At 61.4% G+C, this 15,677-nt stretch carries 12 protein-coding genes and 1 tRNA gene; 8 read left to right on the forward strand and 5 right to left on the reverse strand.

Translation table 11 applies throughout. The features are described from left to right. Positions 1–151: 151 nt before the first annotated feature. Positions 152–4,006: a PAS domain-containing protein gene (locus ACVW17_RS13565; protein ID WP_456752359.1), complete on the reverse strand. Its 3,855-nt coding sequence runs from the start codon at positions 4,004–4,006 to the stop codon at positions 152–154. Between the two features lie 338 nt (positions 4,007–4,344). Here ACVW17_RS13565 and ACVW17_RS13570 point away from each other — a divergent pair, with 338 nt between their 5' ends. From ACVW17_RS13570 to ACVW17_RS13580, 3 genes are all read left to right on the forward strand, one after another. Beyond that, complete coding sequence (locus ACVW17_RS13570; RefSeq protein WP_456752360.1) at positions 4,345–4,743, forward strand: phasin family protein; 399 nt, start codon at positions 4,345–4,347, stop codon at positions 4,741–4,743. Positions 4,744–5,031: 288 nt separating this feature from the next. Continuing rightward, entirely contained in the window at positions 5,032–5,466 is a 435-nt protein-coding gene (locus ACVW17_RS13575; RefSeq protein WP_456752361.1) for a phasin, read from the forward strand. A gap of 188 nt (positions 5,467–5,654) precedes the next feature. Next, a tRNA-His gene (locus tag ACVW17_RS13580) sits at positions 5,655–5,731 on the forward strand. Between the two features lie 297 nt (positions 5,732–6,028). On the opposite strand, the gene ACVW17_RS13585 is transcribed toward ACVW17_RS13580, so the two are convergent. Then, on the reverse strand, positions 6,029–6,211 hold the full coding sequence (locus tag ACVW17_RS13585; RefSeq protein WP_456797201.1) for a hypothetical protein: 183 nt from the start codon (positions 6,209–6,211) through the stop codon (positions 6,029–6,031). 117 nt (positions 6,212–6,328) lie between these two features. Between ACVW17_RS13585 and ACVW17_RS13590 the strand changes: the two genes are divergently transcribed. After that, positions 6,329–6,595, forward strand: a complete 267-nt coding sequence (locus tag ACVW17_RS13590) for a helix-turn-helix domain-containing protein (protein WP_456797202.1) — start codon at positions 6,329–6,331, stop codon at positions 6,593–6,595. Between the two features lie 214 nt (positions 6,596–6,809). Here ACVW17_RS13590 and ACVW17_RS13595 read toward each other — a convergent pair whose 3' ends face one another. The 3 genes from ACVW17_RS13595 to ACVW17_RS13605 form a co-directional block, all read right to left on the reverse strand. Further along, a complete protein-coding gene (locus ACVW17_RS13595) occupies positions 6,810–7,559 on the reverse strand; it encodes a hypothetical protein (protein WP_456797203.1) in 750 nt (249 codons plus the stop codon). Between the two features lie 200 nt (positions 7,560–7,759). After that, the gene (locus ACVW17_RS13600) at positions 7,760–8,338 is read right to left on the reverse strand and encodes a very short patch repair endonuclease (RefSeq protein ID WP_456797204.1); all 579 of its coding nucleotides are present in this window, start codon (positions 8,336–8,338) and stop codon (positions 7,760–7,762) included. Between the two features lie 15 nt (positions 8,339–8,353). Continuing rightward, positions 8,354–9,490 carry a DNA cytosine methyltransferase gene (locus ACVW17_RS13605; protein WP_456797205.1) on the reverse strand — a complete coding sequence of 379 codons (1,137 nt, stop codon included), beginning with the start codon at positions 9,488–9,490 and terminating at the stop codon, positions 8,354–8,356. A gap of 152 nt (positions 9,491–9,642) precedes the next feature. Here ACVW17_RS13605 and ACVW17_RS13610 point away from each other — a divergent pair, with 152 nt between their 5' ends. Genes ACVW17_RS13610 through ACVW17_RS13625 form a run of 4 tightly spaced genes read left to right on the forward strand, consistent with a single transcriptional unit; the run spans position 9,643 to position 15,175 of the window. Then, complete coding sequence (locus tag ACVW17_RS13610) at positions 9,643–10,974, forward strand: Eco57I restriction-modification methylase domain-containing protein (RefSeq protein WP_456797206.1); 1,332 nt, start codon at positions 9,643–9,645, stop codon at positions 10,972–10,974. A gap of 37 nt (positions 10,975–11,011) precedes the next feature. Next, positions 11,012–13,303, forward strand: coding sequence for a sensor histidine kinase (locus ACVW17_RS13615; RefSeq protein WP_456797207.1), 2,292 nt, complete (start codon positions 11,012–11,014; stop codon positions 13,301–13,303). After that, positions 13,300–14,451: a hypothetical protein gene (locus ACVW17_RS13620; protein ID WP_456797208.1), complete on the forward strand. Its 1,152-nt coding sequence runs from the start codon at positions 13,300–13,302 to the stop codon at positions 14,449–14,451. The genes ACVW17_RS13615 and ACVW17_RS13620 overlap by 4 nt, the downstream gene beginning before the upstream one ends. Positions 14,452–14,461: 10 nt before the next feature. Next, entirely contained in the window at positions 14,462–15,175 is a 714-nt protein-coding gene (locus tag ACVW17_RS13625) for a hypothetical protein (RefSeq protein ID WP_456797209.1), read from the forward strand. Positions 15,176–15,677 lie beyond the last annotated feature (502 nt).

The following is a 15,677-nucleotide window of genomic DNA, read 5'->3' on the forward strand; positions in this document are numbered from 1 at the left end:
TCAAGCAGGCTCGGCTATCGTGCTCCGTTCTCGTGAGGCGAGCACGCCGGTGAGGCTCCCTCCTCCCTTGCGGAGGAGGGTGGGAAGGTCCGCTGGTGCGTCTCTCACGCGGAAGCGAGGAAGCTGTTGACCGCTCGCGTGTCGCCGAGGGTCACGCCCTTGCGGCGGCGTGGGCGAAGGTCACCTCGATCAAGGTGCCGGTGCGGCCGCCGGTTCGGATCTGGAATTTGGCGCGATTGGCTTCGACCAGCGCCTTGGTCAGCGACAGGCTGACGCCGCCGGAGCCGGCCTGATCGGATGGCGTTGGCGCGCGGAACGGCTCGAGCGCGGCGGCGACCTCGTTGTCGTTGAGGCTCTGGCCGGTGTCGCGCACCCGCAGCATCACTTCGCCGAAATCCGACAGCGCGGTCGAGACGATCACCTGGCCGCCGGCATTGGCGAGATGGATCGAGTTGCCGATCAGGTTCAGCGTGATCTGGCGCAGCGCCCGGGCATCGGCGACGACCGGCGGCAGCGTATGCGCGAGCGAGGTGCGGATGATGATGCGCTCGCGATTGGCCTGCGGCTGCATCACCGCGACGCAGCTCTCCACCATCTCGTTGAGGTTCTGGCTGGTGAAGGCGAGGTCGAGCTTGCCGGTCTCGATCCGCGACAGGTCGAGCAAATCGTTGACGATCGCGATCACGCGCTCGCCGGAGGCGCGGATGTCCTTCATGTATTCGACATAGCGTTCGTTGCCGAGCGCGCCGAAGCGCTCGCCGATCATCACCTCGGCAAAGCCGATGATGGCGTTGAGCGGTGTGCGCAGCTCGTGGCTGATCCGCGCCAGCATGTCGGTCTTGGCGTTCGCCGCGCGCTCGGCGAGCCGTCGCGCCTCGCGCACCTCGCTTTCGCTCTTCTTGGTTTGCGAGAGGTCGCGGAACACCGCGAAGAAATTCGGTCCGTCGGCACGGGTGCGGCCCATCGTCACCGACAGCGGGATGATGCCGCCCTGGCGGACGCGGCCGAGCGTCTCACGCCCGTGATCGAGCAGGCTGGCGACGCCGGATGATTTCACGCTCGCCAGATAGTCGAAGATGCCGTGCTGGCTCTCCGGCGCGAACAAATCGGCGAGGTTATGCGTGACGAACTCACTGCCGTCATAGCCGAACAGCGCTTCCGCACTGCGGTTGCAGGAATGGATGTTGCCTTCGGCATCGAACATGATGATGCCTTCGGCCGCGGTGTCGAGGATGGCGCCGAGCTCCTCGGCGTCGGCGTGGCCGGCCTGCGGCGGCGGTGGCGCAAGCAGCGGCTCTGCTGCAGCCTCCGGTTCGGGATCGGAGAGCGCGGCGGCGACCACGGTGTCCTCGTCGAGCGTGCGCGAGAAGATCAGTGCCAGCGCGGCGTCATCGTCCCAGCTGATGGTGTGCAGCCGCGCTTCCGCAGACACCTGCTCGGCCTGGGCGTTCTGGTTGGCCGAGATCGTGACCGGCGTGCCGGTGCCGGAGGTGCTGCTCGCCTGCGAGACGCCGGGCTCGACATAGAGCGCGTCGAGCCCGCCGGCGGCTTCCAGCGCGTGCAGGCTGTCATAGCCCATGCGGGCGAGGAAGGCGTGGTTGGCATAGAGCAGGCGGTCGAGCCGGTAGACCAGGATGCCGACCGGCAACAGATCGAGCAGCGTGCGGTCGCGTCGGGAGTCGGCGCGCGGCGCGGGCTCGGCGGCGGCGAGCCAGCCGGGCTTTGGCGACTCTGCCGGCGTCTCGCGTTGCGCGACGGTTTCTTGCTGCGCAGCCTTTTCGTGCTGGAGCACGGCTTCCGGCTCCTGCTGCGACTCGTTCGCGTGCGGCTCGTCGGCAACCGGCTCCGCGGTGGCGGCCTCGTTGGTCGCAGCAGTGAGGCCGGCCTCGCTTTCGAGCCGGGCCGACAATTGGCGCGCGAGCTCGTTGAACGCGTTGTTCTCGACCGGCGTCAGCGACGGCGGCCGCGCGTCGCCGGCCGGGCGGAACGGCACCACATTCGGTGGCGGGTCGTGACGCACTTCGTGCGTGTCCTCGTGCGTGTCCACGGCGTGATCCGGATCGGCTTGGTGTGAAGTCTCTGCTACGGGCTCGGTCAATTCCTCGGGTGGTGCTGTTGCGGTCGTATCGGGCGGCGGCTCCGCATGCGGCGGAGGATCGTCATGCGGCGCGGCGGGCCCGGGCGGCGCAGCGGTGCGCGGCGCCGGCGCGACATCGGCCGACAGCGATTGCGGCGCGACCGCGCCGCTGAAGAACTCATAGCGTCGCAACGCGGCGAGTCGCGCAAGCCCGTCGAGATCGCGACACACACCAAAGCCGCGATAGCCGGCGAAATTCCGGTTGCGGTCGAATACCGGCAGGCCGGACAGTTCGACCGGCAGCCGGCCGCCGCCGTCGACCGGCCAGTGCAGCGTGATGCCGCTCCAGGTGTCGTGGCTGGCGAACGCCTGCATGACGCGGTCCTCGGGATCGAGCCCGAAGCTGTCGGCGATGTCGCTCCACAGCCGGCCGAAACCGGCCGCGGTGTGCAGGCCGATCAGGCGGGTGAATTCGTCGGAGCCGAGCGAGAAGCGCGCCTCGTGGTCCATCTGCCACATGAAGCGCAGCGGATGCCGCCGCACCGGCAACGGCTCGTCGAGCCAGGAGGGCGGCTTTGCCGGTGCTGACGTCGCGGGCTCGGGGTCGGTGGCCGGCGGCGGCGCAGGCAGATCTGCGATCGCATAGGGCGAGGGGACGGGATCAGCCGGCGGTGCCGGTGTTTCCGCGGCCGGCGCAGGCGCGGTCTCTTCGAGAACAGGTGTAGGCTCCGCTGCAGGCTCTGCGATCTGCGCTTCAGCGGGCGCCTCGATCAGCGCTTCCGACAGCGGCTCCTCGACGGTTGGGCTTTCGTCAGGCGTGGTGTCGAGAGTCGCGGCTTCGACCTGCGCTTCGGCAGGGGCTTCGATCAGCGCCTCCGACAACGGCTCCTCGACCGCCGGAGTGTCGTCGGGTGTCGTGTCGAGAGGTGCGGCCGCGATGGGAGCTTCTTCTGCCTGCGTCACTTCTGACGCGAGCGATGGAGCAACGTCTGCGTGTTCGGATTCAGGCACGCTGATGATCGGCTCGGCGGTTTCTTCCGGCGTCGGGTTGAGTGCGTCGAACAGCGTGAAGGTGGCCGACGCGTCGCTGGCCTGCACGGGGGCTTCGAGATGCGCCGCTTGCTGTTCGACGGCGAGCGGCGTTGGCGGCGGCTCGGTTGCTGCGGTCTCCGGCGGCGTCACCGCTGATAATACCGGCGCTTCAGGTGCGGTCGGCGCAGCCGTCTCGGACTCAATTGGTTGAGGCACGATCGGTGCCGAAGGTCTTGCAGCGACATGCGGCGCCGGCTTGATCAGCGCGATCAGCGCGCGATCGGCGCCGCGGCCGATCCGTTGCAGCACGACGCGGCCGATCGCAACGCTCGCCGCAGCGCGGCCCTGCGCCAGCGCCTCGTCGCGCGCCGCATCGAGACCGGCTTCGCCGAGATCGTGCAGGCCGGGCAGCGCACGTGCCGCTTCGTTGGTTGCGATCAACAGTCCGTCACTGGTGAAGGCGGCAGCGGGACGCGGCAATCCCTGCACCAGGCGCAGCAAGCGCTCGGCAAGCGGCATGCTGCGGCCGGTCGCATCGAGCGCCGAGATCAGGATGCCCTGGCTGCCGACGGGCAGCTCGATGCGGATGCAGCCGCAGGTCGCGAGCATGCCGGGCGCCGCGCCGAAGCCGCGCAGCCGCTCCAGCCGCACCGCGCCGTTGCTGCCGAGGCTCGGGCCGAGCCGTGCGACCTGGCGGCGATGCGGATCGGCCGGACCGAAGACGCGCTTCGCCAGCTCGGTGCCGTTAGCGGCACCGAATACCTGCGCACCGGCCGGATTGGCCCACAGAATCCGTGCGCCGTCGGCCGACCACAGCCATGCCGGCAGGGAGCTCGTCGCATGGTCCGCCAGCCTGACATCGCCGAGCGCCTGGATCTGGAATTCCGCGTCACTCATCACGCACGATTTGACCGCATAGGTTTGGCTTTCTTCCTAGCTTTGCCGAAGGCCCGGCAGCCGCAGGACGACAGCCTTAACAGAAGGTTAGTATCGCAAGCGGGGGGCGGCAGGTCCATGTCCGCGGCCAAACTGCCCCCGCCAAAGCCGGGATAACGTTAACTTGGCTGAACGATCCACAGCGGTTTAGCGTTGTCGGGGCAGAGGCAGTGGCTGCGACAGCGTGTTGCGGCGCCTGGTGGCACCGCGTCACACTTGCGGTTGCAGTGCCGCGATATTCCTGCCGCGCGCCCGCAAGGCCAAGCGGCGGGCAGATCACCAAGCGAGGGAGAACGACCATGAGTGACAACGGGCGTGACCATTTCGAGATCCCCAAGTTCGAGATCCCCAAGGATATGCGGTCGATGGCGGAAGCAAGCTTCGATCAGGCACGCAAGGCTTTCGAGCAATTCGTGACCAACGCCAGGGACACCGCCGGCAAGATCGAGGAGCGCAACGCCACGATGCGCGCCGGCGCCAAGGACCTGTCGGCCAAGGCGTTGTCCTATGCGGAAAAGAACGTGCAGTCGTCGCTCGACTACGCCCAGTCGCTGCTCAAGGCGAAGGACCTCACCGAGGTGATGCGGCTGCACAGCGAATATGTGCAGGGCCAGATGCGCTCGCTCGCCGAGCAGGCCAGCGAAATGGGCCAGGCGGTCAGCCGCGCGGCGATGGATGCGGTCAAACCCAAGAGCTGAGGCACGAACTGGGAAGGACTGGCCCGGGGGCCAAACTCAGGCTGATTTTGGCCCCAATCCTGGTTGGGTGCGGTAACCCCATATTCCGTCACGTAAAAAATGTGGCGTCGCACGCGATCTCACGTTGCGTTGCACAATATTGACATGATATGGGTGTTTATTAGGCGCGCCCGACGAAGGCAATCCCGTGAATCAAGGCAGCGTGATCCATTTCAACGTTCCCGGCCTGCTGGCTCCGGGACGTTCGCAATGGTCACATCTACTCACCCGTTGCGAAGGATTACACGTATGACCAACCCGTCCGATCCGTTCTCCGCCTCCATTATCCCGTTCGAGGTTCCCGAGCAGATGCGCGCGTTCGCCGAAAAGGGCGTGCTGCAGGCTCGCGACAGCTACGCCAAGTTCAAGGACGCTGCCGAGACCCACAACTCGACGGTCGAAGCCGTGTTCACCTCGGTGAGCAAGGGCGCCAGCGCCTACTCGGCCAAGCTGATCGAGTTCTTCAAGGCCAACACCACCTCGTCGCTCGACTTCGCCCAGGAGCTGTTCAGCGTGAAGTCGCCGACCGAAGCGGTCGAGCTGTGGACCTCCCACGCCCGCAAGCAGTTCGAGACCTACACTGCGCAGGCCAAGGAACTGGCCGAGCTCGGCCAGAAGGTCGCCAGCGAGACCGCCGAGCCGATCAAGGCCAGCGCCTCGAAGTTCTACAAGCCCGCCGCCTGATCGCGGTCCGCAGGATCTCAGCGAAAGGCCCGGGCCTTGACGGTCCGGGCCTTTTTGCTGGACGGGGACCGTTAAGCGGCCCGAGATAAGAGCGGAAATCGGCGCGTTAAGCGCTTGCCAAAGGCGGGCGTTGCACCTAGTTTCCGCCCGAAATCGCCGCCCCGCTTGAGCGGGCCGCGCGTCAGGATGCAGTTGTAGCTCAGTTGGTTAGAGCGCCTGTCTGTGGAACAGGAGGTCGGTGGTTCGAGCCCACCCAACTGTACCAGCAAAATCAGATGCTTATGAAATAACATCGACGGCTGCGGATTGTCGTAGCTACCGGGTAGCTACCACGAGAGCGCTAGTGCAGCGCGCTCGCTTAAGCGAGACCGAAATTCAAGTGTCTGGCACGGTTCAGACGCGGCTTAGTCCGGCCTTAGGTTGTCTTCGGTGTGAAGGAAAATGAACGGATCCGGCATTGTCTCGGATCCGCCACTATCCAATTCCCTGGATCGAGTGATTCCAGCAAAGCGCTCTCAAGGCTGAAACAGGGGTTCGATTCCCCTAGGGAGCGCCAACAAACTCAAGCACTTAGTTGCTCACCTGCCGCATTCGTTGAATAATGGTTGAATAAGACGCTGGTGAACAGCGGCGAACGCTTGCGAAATTTGCTGCCGATATTGGCAGAATAGCCTCGGCGCGATGCCTTACTGTGGCTGGCGCATTCGCAAAAAATGACCTCGTCGCCCTGGGTGTCCGGAAACATTCAAACCGCCGCTAACGTGCGCTCTCATACGCGAGCGCCCTCGGGTGTTCGCATTGACGTTGCCCGTCGCACTGTCGACTCTCGTCCCGTCGAGCTTTGTGCGAATAGGAGGGCCACGTGAGGTACAGTCGACGAGACAAAACTGGCGGACAACAGTCACGAGTCAGTCTATCCGCTCCGATTGCCGCAGAACCGAGCTCGACGCCATTCGCGCAGCGGCTAACCTGCTCTATTGACGATGCATGCGAAGTGACTGGCTTGGCACGCACGAAGCTTTACGAGTTGATTGGAGCTGGGCGTATCGTCACGACAACAATCGGACGTCGGCGACTAGTAGTGGTGCGCTCACTTCTGGCGCTCCTTGACACCAACATGTCGAACTAATGGACGTGCACTTAAAGGAAGCAACCCCGCCTTGAACGCGCTATTCCTCAGGTGGTCATTTTTGATGACGACGGAGGACGTTGCTGCAAATCATCTGCGTTCTCGTCCTTGTCGTCCCAATAAAGTTGTTGAGCGCTCATTTTGACTTCGGCTGGGACAGCCGAAGTTCGCGGTTGACCAAAAGAATACCGTAGAACGTTGAGAAGAAAAAAGCCTAATCGCGCCATTCGCAACTTTCACTGCGACCTGCCCCTGGCTGGCAATTACTTAATACGAAACCGTTGAAGTTGCGGTGATCTCCGTCGCCGACTACTGCCAATACCAACAGAAATACCAACAAGACCACGCGCGGTCTTTGCGTTCCCCTACAAACGATGTTGCGCTGGTCCTCGTGGGAGGACCAGCGCAACGCGCGTTCCGAGGCCGTTAGTCGACGGACGTCGGACAGTTCTCCTGCAGTTGGCCCCTTGCGGTCTTCTGATGGCTCGCAGGCACCGGTGGACTGCGTGATCGAAGCCGTGATCACGTCAGGCTCGATGAAGGTTTCGGTGTAGGACTCCGGGCCGTTCGTTGAATGGAGGGTGGTCCGCGTGTTTGCAACGAAGAAGCCGCCGGGATGGGAGGGGTAGATCGCATTGCTGTCCATGCCGGCGCCGCAGCCGGGATTCCGTGCGGCGGTCTGCGCGACCAACGTCTTCTTCGAGATGACGGGCTGCTTCGCCCATACGACCGTCGGAGGATCCTTCACGATCACCTTGGTCCGGGTCTGGCCAACAGGGCCCGCCAGCGCATGCAGAGCCTTGCCCAAAAGTGGGCTCTCGCGCGCATGATAATAATTGTACTCCGTGGTTTCGCAGGTCGCCACGCTGTCGACATTGGCCTGTCTCGCGTCGGCGCAGCAGTGAAGCGTGTGCGTAACCGGCGGCTTGCCGAGGACAGCGATCCACGCATCCTGGATCTCCACGTGCGCAGCGACGGAGCGTCCGCCGCCTTGCACCTATTCGTTGGGAGATCAATTGGTCGCGGTCGCGGTAGTGAAGAAAGCTTTCACCAGGCACCAATGGGACGAGAGCGGACTTATCGAGAGGCGCTGAAGGAGCAAGCAGGGCTGAACGCTCGGCTGCCCGCGTGGGCTTTATTTTGCTGCAGCTCTTCAGGCCGGCGTTATTTTGGCGCACCATCGCTGATCCGCCTCGCATCACTGAGGCGATAGCGTCTTGCTGAGAGGTATAGCGCGGGCGCCGCGCGCCGCTTCGCGTCGGGTCGGCGGCTCATGCCGTGCGGGCGCAGAAATCTGAGAAGGAGCTTGGCCACTCGATCGACATCGAAAGTGTCGCATTCCCAAATCGTGAGGACGTGCCACCCCTCCTTTCGCAGGAGCCTGATGTTTCTGGCATCTCGCGCGACGTTTTTTTCAAACTTCTCAGCCCAGAAACCTGCGCGCGTCTTGGGTGTCGTCGTCCGCGAACAATTCCGATGACGGTGCCAAAAGCATCCGTGAACGAAGACCACTCGCTTCAGGACAGGAAAGACGATATCAGGCGTTCCTGGCAGGTCGTGCCGGTGCAGTCGAAACCTGTAGCCCAGCCTATGAGCGACCTGCCGAACCACGATTTCGGGACGAGAGTTCTTTGGTCCAATTCTGGACATCAGAGCAGATCTGGCTGGTGATATCGGCTCAAGTCCGTCGGCTCCGGTTGAGGATAATTTCCTCGATCTTTGTTTTGATGACATGGGCTGCATAGTTAGCCACCTAGGTCAAGCCGCTTTCGGCATCTTTCTTTTGGCGCTTCGTAAGGCTTCAAGAAATCCGGCCGGTAGCCAAAGCCCGCCTTCCTCGGCGCGCTTTATGAACCCATCCAAGGCCCGATCCGACAAGCGCATCCAGGTGTCGTCCCGGAAATCGGAAATCGACTGCCGAGGCGCAATGATCGGCCTGTCGCTCGCGATCACGCCGACGCGCCCCCGCCCCACATTCCATCCGGCATCCGGCCACATCTTGCCCTCACGAATGGGCGTTTCCACGAATTCTCGATGCTTGCCGGGAGATTTCAACCTTTGAGCGACCCAATGTGCCACCGGAACGGATACGGCATTACCCATCAATCGCCACTCCGCCCTTCTTCCCGGATGCTGCGTCGAAGCGTGCGTCCACCCCCGAGCAAACCCCTGAAGCCGTTCGCAGGCGGAAAGACTCGGCATCAGGACCTCCCCGTCAGGAAACAGAACCGCGGGGGCGGAAGGAATCCCGACCGAGGATCCGACCTTCAGTGGCGGGATGCCGTCGACGGTCAATCCGATGCCCGACCGTCCTTCGGTCCAATAGAAGCCCAAAGGCTTCCGAAGCGTCCGCTCGGGGGGCACTGGAGCATCAGTCTCGTCGGCCAAAAGCACATCTCTGGGATCGAGCTTCTGGCTTGCTACCAGATACACGCGCCGCCGGCGCTGCGGCAGCCCGAATCCCATGGTATCAAGCACCCTGTAGGCCCAGGAGTAGTTCAGGCGCTCGAATTGCTCAACCAGCCAACGCATGCCGTTGCCGCGATCCAACTGGAGCAAGAAGTAGACGTTTTCGATGACGACCGTCGGCACATGGGACTTCTCGATCAGCTCGAACATCCGCTCGACGACGGTCGATTTACTGCCTTGGATGCCCGTCTTGTCGCCTGCCATGCTGAGGTTCTGGCAGGGAAACCCGGCGGTCAAGATCTCGGTGTCCGGTGGCAAGGCCTCGATGTCCGCGACATCTCCGAAATGAGCCACCTGCGGAAAGTGCTCCTTGAGCACCAATTGGGCGGCGGGATCGATCTCCGCAAGCAGCTTCGTCTGGTAACCAGCCTGAGAGAAAGCGAGCTCGAATCCCCCTATGCCCGAAAAAAGTCCCGCAATCGGCATCTTGTTAACCTGTTAAGAGCTTGTAGCGATACACTATTTACGTCCGCAGGAAAGACCGTCCAGAGGAATCGCCCGGATAACGCATGCAAGAGGCCAGTCATCGACAGTTATCTGACAGTCCCGGCCGGCGACGATCAGCGGTCCCAAGGAAAGTGGAGGTTCAGAAACTCCACGACAGATGCGGAATCTATACCAAACCGGAGGTTGTCGGATCGATTCTCGATGAAGTCGGCTGGGTACCCCGGGTCAAGCTGTTCAACAAGCGGCTGCTCGAGCCGGCTGCCGGTGATGGCGCCTTCGTGGTGGAAGCCGCCCGTCGGTTGGTAGCCTCTTGCGAAAAGTTCGGGCTCGAACCGACAGTCGGAAACTTGGCGTCCTGTATCACATCCTTCGAGCTGCACCCACGAGAGGCAAAACGCGCCCGATCCAGGATTGCTCAGGCGCTCATCGAGCTGAAAATTCGTTCCACGACCGCCAATGCACTGGCCCGCAGATGGGTGACCTGCGGTGATTTCCTTCTTGCGCCGCCCGTGGGCGGCTCTTTCACTCACGCGGTCGGCAATCCTCCGTATGTACGCTGGTCGAAGATTCCGCCGCGACTCAAGGCCGAATACGACGCGAGCATCGCCAAGGAATTCACGGGGGGAGATCTATTTCTTCCGTTCCTGGACATCGCACTCAGCCGGCTCGCTCTCGACGGAAAATGCGGCTTCCTTTGCTCCGATAGATGGCGCTTCATGGCTTTTGCCGAATCTTTCCGGCGAAAGTGGCTGCCTCAGCTCCACATCTCGTCGGAGCATCGGCTGTGTTCCTCCAAGGCGTTCGTGAAGGACGTGGATGCTTATCCGAGCATCCTGATAGCTGCCCGTTGCAAGCCCGTCGGGCAGCCCCGACGGTCGACCTCGAACACGATCCGCGAAGCGGGGTTCATGGTACGAGTCGGCCCTGCGCTGGGGCATACGGCGGCGTTCGTTCTGGGACCGGACGAGAACGACGTCGAGCCCGAACTCCTGCGCCCGTGGGTGGAGGCATCCGAAATCCAAGAAGGAAACATCAGCTGGAAGGGAAAGCGCATCATCGCGATGCACGATTTCAGCGGAAACCTGCTGGACCTCAGAAAATACCCTCTTCTGTCGGCCCGACTGGGTCGTTTCAGAGCGAAGTTGACGCGGCGGGCCATCGTCATCAATGGAGCAGCTTGGTACAGCCCGATCGACAAGGTCCTTGCTTCCGGCTGGGACCGGCCTAAACTGTTGCTACCAGAGCTGGCGAAAATCCCACGCCTCGCTCTCGATCGCTCCGGTTCAATCCCCTCGCACGGCGTCTATGCAATCTTCGCGGACGAAGAGCGAATGATGCACGAGCTGTACGAACAATTGCGAGATGGTGGATTGGCTCGCGCTCTCGAGAAGATCGCCCCCAGGGTGAAGGGCGGGTATTTCAGGTGTTACAAGCGTTTTCTCGACTGCATAGAATTGGCTTAGCCATTTATCGTTTTGATGCGGAATCGTTTGGCTTGCGATGGCAGAGTTCACGGTAGACACCAAGCTGTTTCGCGAGTTGGGCGAATTGCTCGTCGGGCGCGACTCGACGGCCGTGGTTGAGCTCGTGAAGAACTCGTATGACGCCGATGCGACGAAGGTCACGATCCTTGGCACCAACCTGGAAAATCCGGAGAAGGGCAGCATCATCGTCGAGGACGATGGGATCGGCATGGATGTCGAAGATTTCGAGAAAGGCTTCCTGCGTATCGCCGGACGAACGAAAAACACGAGCGACAGACGGTCTCCTTGGTTCAAGCGCAGATTCACGGGAGAAAAGGGCGTCGGCCGCCTGGCAGCGCACAAGCTTGCGCGGAATCTCGAAATCATATCCCGCAAGTGGAACGGTGCGAAACGCAATCCCGAAACCGGCTTTCCTGCCGGAAAAGGTGTTCGAGCTACGATCGATTGGGACGGTGTCGAGAGGCTGGAAACGTTGCAGCAGGTCGCCAAATCGAAGTCGGTCGCGACTCACGTACTGCCCCAACAAGAACTGAAAGGCAGACCCGCCGGAACGCGCCTGATCCTGAAAAAACTGCGTCGCGCCTGGAGCGCAAGGACACTCGATACGTTCTTCCGCGAGGTCATCACTCTCACCCCGCCAGCGGCTCTGATGGCGCCCCTCCCGAAGGGACTGGTCGAAGGGCGTACTATCCTTCCGGTCGTCAACGTTCGCGATGCACAGCGCGAAGCTGGTTTCAAGATCGAGTTTGCCGGCGAGTTCTCGCAGAGAGAACCGGACATTCCGGGCTCCATCGAAAGCGCTGCCTGGGTGATCGAAATCGACTGCGATGCCGAAGACCGGACCTTGAAATTGGCAGTGCTGCCGACCAAGGCCATGCGCAAGGAATTGCCGCATGCCGAGGGGTTTCAACTCAAGCGCAAGCTCGACAAGGATGCAGCAGCGGTGGGCTTTCAGGCACGAATCCTTCAGCGCCAACACACGGCCTGGCCCGCGGCGCTGGCTGGAATTAGGGTCTATTACGAGGGGTTTCGGGTCCTGCCGTATGGCGATCCTTCCGACGACTGGCTCGATCTCGACCGTGATTATCGTTCGCGCGGCAGAGGCGAGCTCGGAAGGCTGCGTAGGTTCTCGGACTGGGAGCTTCCCGAGGGCGATCCCAACGAGGCGCTGACGCTTCAAGGCAACAAGATGTGGTTCGGGGCGGTGTTTCTCACAAGGGCACATGCAGGCGACCTGAAAATGCTGGTCAACCGCGAAGGCTTCCTTCCCGGCCCGGAGTTCGACTTCATCGGGGACATGGTCAGGCTCGGCATCGATCTCCAGATCCGTCAGAACTACTCGGCGAGAGTGGTGCGCACGCAGGCGCGCAAGCAGGAGCAGGAGCGACAGAGAAGGGCCGTTCCAGCCTCTCCGGCTTCACAGGCGCCGACCTCGCATCTCGTGAACAACATGCAGAGCGATGCCATCGGCTCGTTGAGGCAAGCCCGCGCAGCTTTGGCGCGCGGAGATACAACTTCGGTTCAGGAAACGATCTCCTCCGTCGAGAAGACCTTGTCCTCGGCCAAGGAGCTGATCGAGGAGGGCGCTTCGGAAGCGACAATGTATCGCGTCCTTGCCTCGATGGGCCTGGAGCAGGCGGCGTTCATTCATGAGGTCAATGCGCTGGCGATCCTTTCTCAGGGAGTCGCACAGAGCTTGGAAGGCCTCGCCAAGTCGATCACGGACCAGAAGCTGTCGCGGCGCATCAGTGCGGTTGCGAAGGATTGCCGTGACATTCGCGACAGACTTCGACGAAATGCCGTGTATCTGGCCGACATGACGGGTATCGAAGGCCGCCGTCGCAGGTCCAAGCAACCGCTGCTGGAGCGCTTCGAAAAGGTCCTTGATTTCCACAGACCTTCGATCGAGAAGAGAAGTATCGAAATCAAGACCCATATTCCCGCAAGCACGAAAACCCCAGCGATGTTTCCGGCCGAAGTCTCCGCCATCTTCAACAATCTCCTCAGCAATGCGATCAAATTTGCGGGCGAAAAAGGGGTGATCAAGGTTTCAGCCGCGGCCGACGACGGCGAACTGATCATCCGCTTCGAAAACTCAGGTGATGCGGTCGATCTGAAGACCGCCGGCAGATGGTTCGAGCCATTCCGATCCTCAACCTCGGAAGTGGACGAGTCTTTGGGGCAAGGCATGGGATTGGGCCTCACGGTCACCAAGAGTCTTCTGGACGAGTACGGTGGAGACATTCAGTTCGTTGCCCCTTCCAGGGGCTTTGCCACAGCGATCGAGGCCCGGATACCCACATCATGAGCAAGCCGCCGCTGATTCTCGCCATCGACGACGACGAGAACGAAGTCAGACCCAAAATACCGGACGGATACATGTTGGAGGTCGTCGATCCGAACGCCAACCGAGAGGTATTCTCACAATCGGTTTCGAAATGGGTCGGCGAGGCATGCCTGATATTGCTCGACCAAAAATTCCACGACTCGCCGATCTCGATTTCGCTGGATGCTCAAGACGGCTCGAGCTTCGTGTCGCATCTTCGTTCCTGGTCGCGTTCCAACAAGCAACCGCTTGCGCCGATCGTGATGTTCACGAACGATGTCGAAGTGTTTGCCAACGAGATTCCAGCCGTTGGACCGGCTCTCCCAGTCGAGGGATCGTTCGTCAGTCGTGAGCATCGGCTGGCTCCTGCTCTCGATGTAGAATGGATTCTGTTCAAGAATGATGAGCGAGCCACGCAACGTCTGGCCGATTTGACAGAGGCATTTCAACAGATCCGCGCTGGCGTTGGGACTGACGGCGCCAGCTTGGCCGAGATCGGTAAAATTCTGGATGTGCCCACGCACGGCGTGTGGTCTGATCAGGCTAGAGAGGAGCTCCAGAACGCCAGGCCCCCGGTCGATCAAACAGAAGACGGCGCTCCTCAATCAGCTCGCGGCGCATCCCAAATTGTGCGATGGCTATGTCATAGGGCGCTGCCATACCCCGGACTCTTCTTATCCGATTTCTATGCGGCTTGGGCATTGGGAATATCGGTGGAAGATTTCACGCAGCTGGTAGACCTAGATCCGTCGACCGAATGGCTGATCGAATTGAAGCGCGCCAGGTACACCGGACCATTGGCGAGCTTCATGGGTCGGCGGTGGTGGCGACCGGGCATAGACCAGCTCGTCTGGTTGTTGGATGAGGCAACCGCGAAAAGCGGCACACGCCTCGAAGCGCTCAAATCGGCAGTTCCTAGATTTGAGTTCGGAGAGCTAAAGCCCTCATCGTCTCACGTCGTGATTTGGGATGACGACCTCCTCGAGTCGGACATCGGCTCGATCGAGGAAGCGATCCAGGTTCATCCGCCTGGATGGCCAGCCGAAGCGCTGGAGCCTTGGATGTTGAAAGCCGACGTGAAAGCCGATCCCGTGCTCACGGCAATGGCTGATCCGAACGACTTAGTTTGAGGAGCCTTCCTTGCCCGTGATATTCGACGTAAAGCTAATGCAAAGCGACCTGAGTGCATTTTCAAAAGCTAGTTCCAAGTTCTTGGCGAACCACAGGCGATTGGACAATTTGCAGGCGCAACTGGCGACGGCTGTGGCGAACGCGAAACAGGCAGACGGCAGCGTACGGTGGGGCACCGGACAAGGCGAAGCCGCCCAGCCCATCAGGACGCGCCCAAGCAAGAGCTATCGCAGTCACGGCGAGTTCGCAAAAGAACTCGTGGCGGAAGTTTCGTTCAACTTCAAGGGCAACTTGGCAGAGGACGACAAGGATCGCCTGATCGTAACCTCGGGGGGTACTTCCATAAAGCTGATGTGGAGCGAAGGCGATGGCGACTGTACAGAGTGCCACTTCGACGTCCACCCCAACAAGGTCGGACATCCGACGCTGCACATTCAGTTCGTCGGGGAGGTCAGGGAGCTGCCGCGTGTGCCTTCCTTCTTTGCTCATCCATTGGACATTCTTGAATTCACGTTGATGGAGGTGTTCCAAGAGAGCTGGCGGCGAGAGCGCTCCAAGGTAACGTGTCGGACCCAACTGCATACCTTTCCCGCGAGCCAACGTACCCGGCTCAAGGCGGTCTTGCAGAAATACACTGGCTGGTTGGACTCCGAGAATGACACCCCACCTCTGGTCAGCTTGCAGGCTACGCCCGCGCCACCTTTCGATCTCTATCCGCAATAATACGGAGCGGTTCACGCATCGTTGTCGTGCTTGCAGATTGCAGGCCCTCTTGCGCCGCCTGGAGTCAACCCAAGCTCGTCCTGTGTAGGCTTCGCGCGGCGATGCCAGACAATGCGCGCCGCGTCGCCGCACAGACGAATGTTTGCTTGAGCAGGGTTGGTCTGTTGGCGCCAATTGATCGGAAGCAATGCTTACCGGCCGGCCGTCGCAATTCGCCGCCGCGCGGCCCCCGCACCCTTCTAAAGTATGATGGTAAGCCGTCCTAGCAAGTCAGTCGCAGCAGGCCTTTCTGAAGCTCAATCCGCATTAGGGCCTTAGCCCGAGAAAGGCACACTCATCTGCCGAACGCTCAAAGCATGCTATCTGCGTCATTTCGCAAAGCAGCAACTCGTGAACACTCCGAACGAACAAGACGGCCAAAGTTGCAATCATAGTTCAAATTCAACTATCAATGGCGCTGCGCAGGGGGTGCGCAGTGATGTCGATTGCACAGAAAACCAGG

This window comes from Bradyrhizobium sp. USDA 4473 (assembly GCF_054063335.1).

Coding starts and splice junctions, on each gene's coding strand:
- ACVW17_RS13565 (WP_456752359.1), bottom strand. CDS start 4,006: ATGAGTGACGCGGAATTCCAGATCCAGGCGCTCGGCGATGTCAGGCTG.
- ACVW17_RS13570 (WP_456752360.1), top strand. CDS start 4,345: ATGAGTGACAACGGGCGTGACCATTTCGAGATCCCCAAGTTCGAGATC.
- ACVW17_RS13575 (WP_456752361.1), top strand. CDS start 5,032: ATGACCAACCCGTCCGATCCGTTCTCCGCCTCCATTATCCCGTTCGAG.
- ACVW17_RS13585 (WP_456797201.1), bottom strand. CDS start 6,211: ATGTTTCCGGACACCCAGGGCGACGAGGTCATTTTTTGCGAATGCGCC.
- ACVW17_RS13600 (WP_456797204.1), bottom strand. CDS start 8,338: ATGCAGCCCATGTCATCAAAACAAAGATCGAGGAAATTATCCTCAACC.
- ACVW17_RS13605 (WP_456797205.1), bottom strand. CDS start 9,490: ATGCCGATTGCGGGACTTTTTTCGGGCATAGGGGGATTCGAGCTCGCT.
- ACVW17_RS13615 (WP_456797207.1), top strand. CDS start 11,012: ATGGCAGAGTTCACGGTAGACACCAAGCTGTTTCGCGAGTTGGGCGAA.
- ACVW17_RS13620 (WP_456797208.1), top strand. CDS start 13,300: ATGAGCAAGCCGCCGCTGATTCTCGCCATCGACGACGACGAGAACGAA.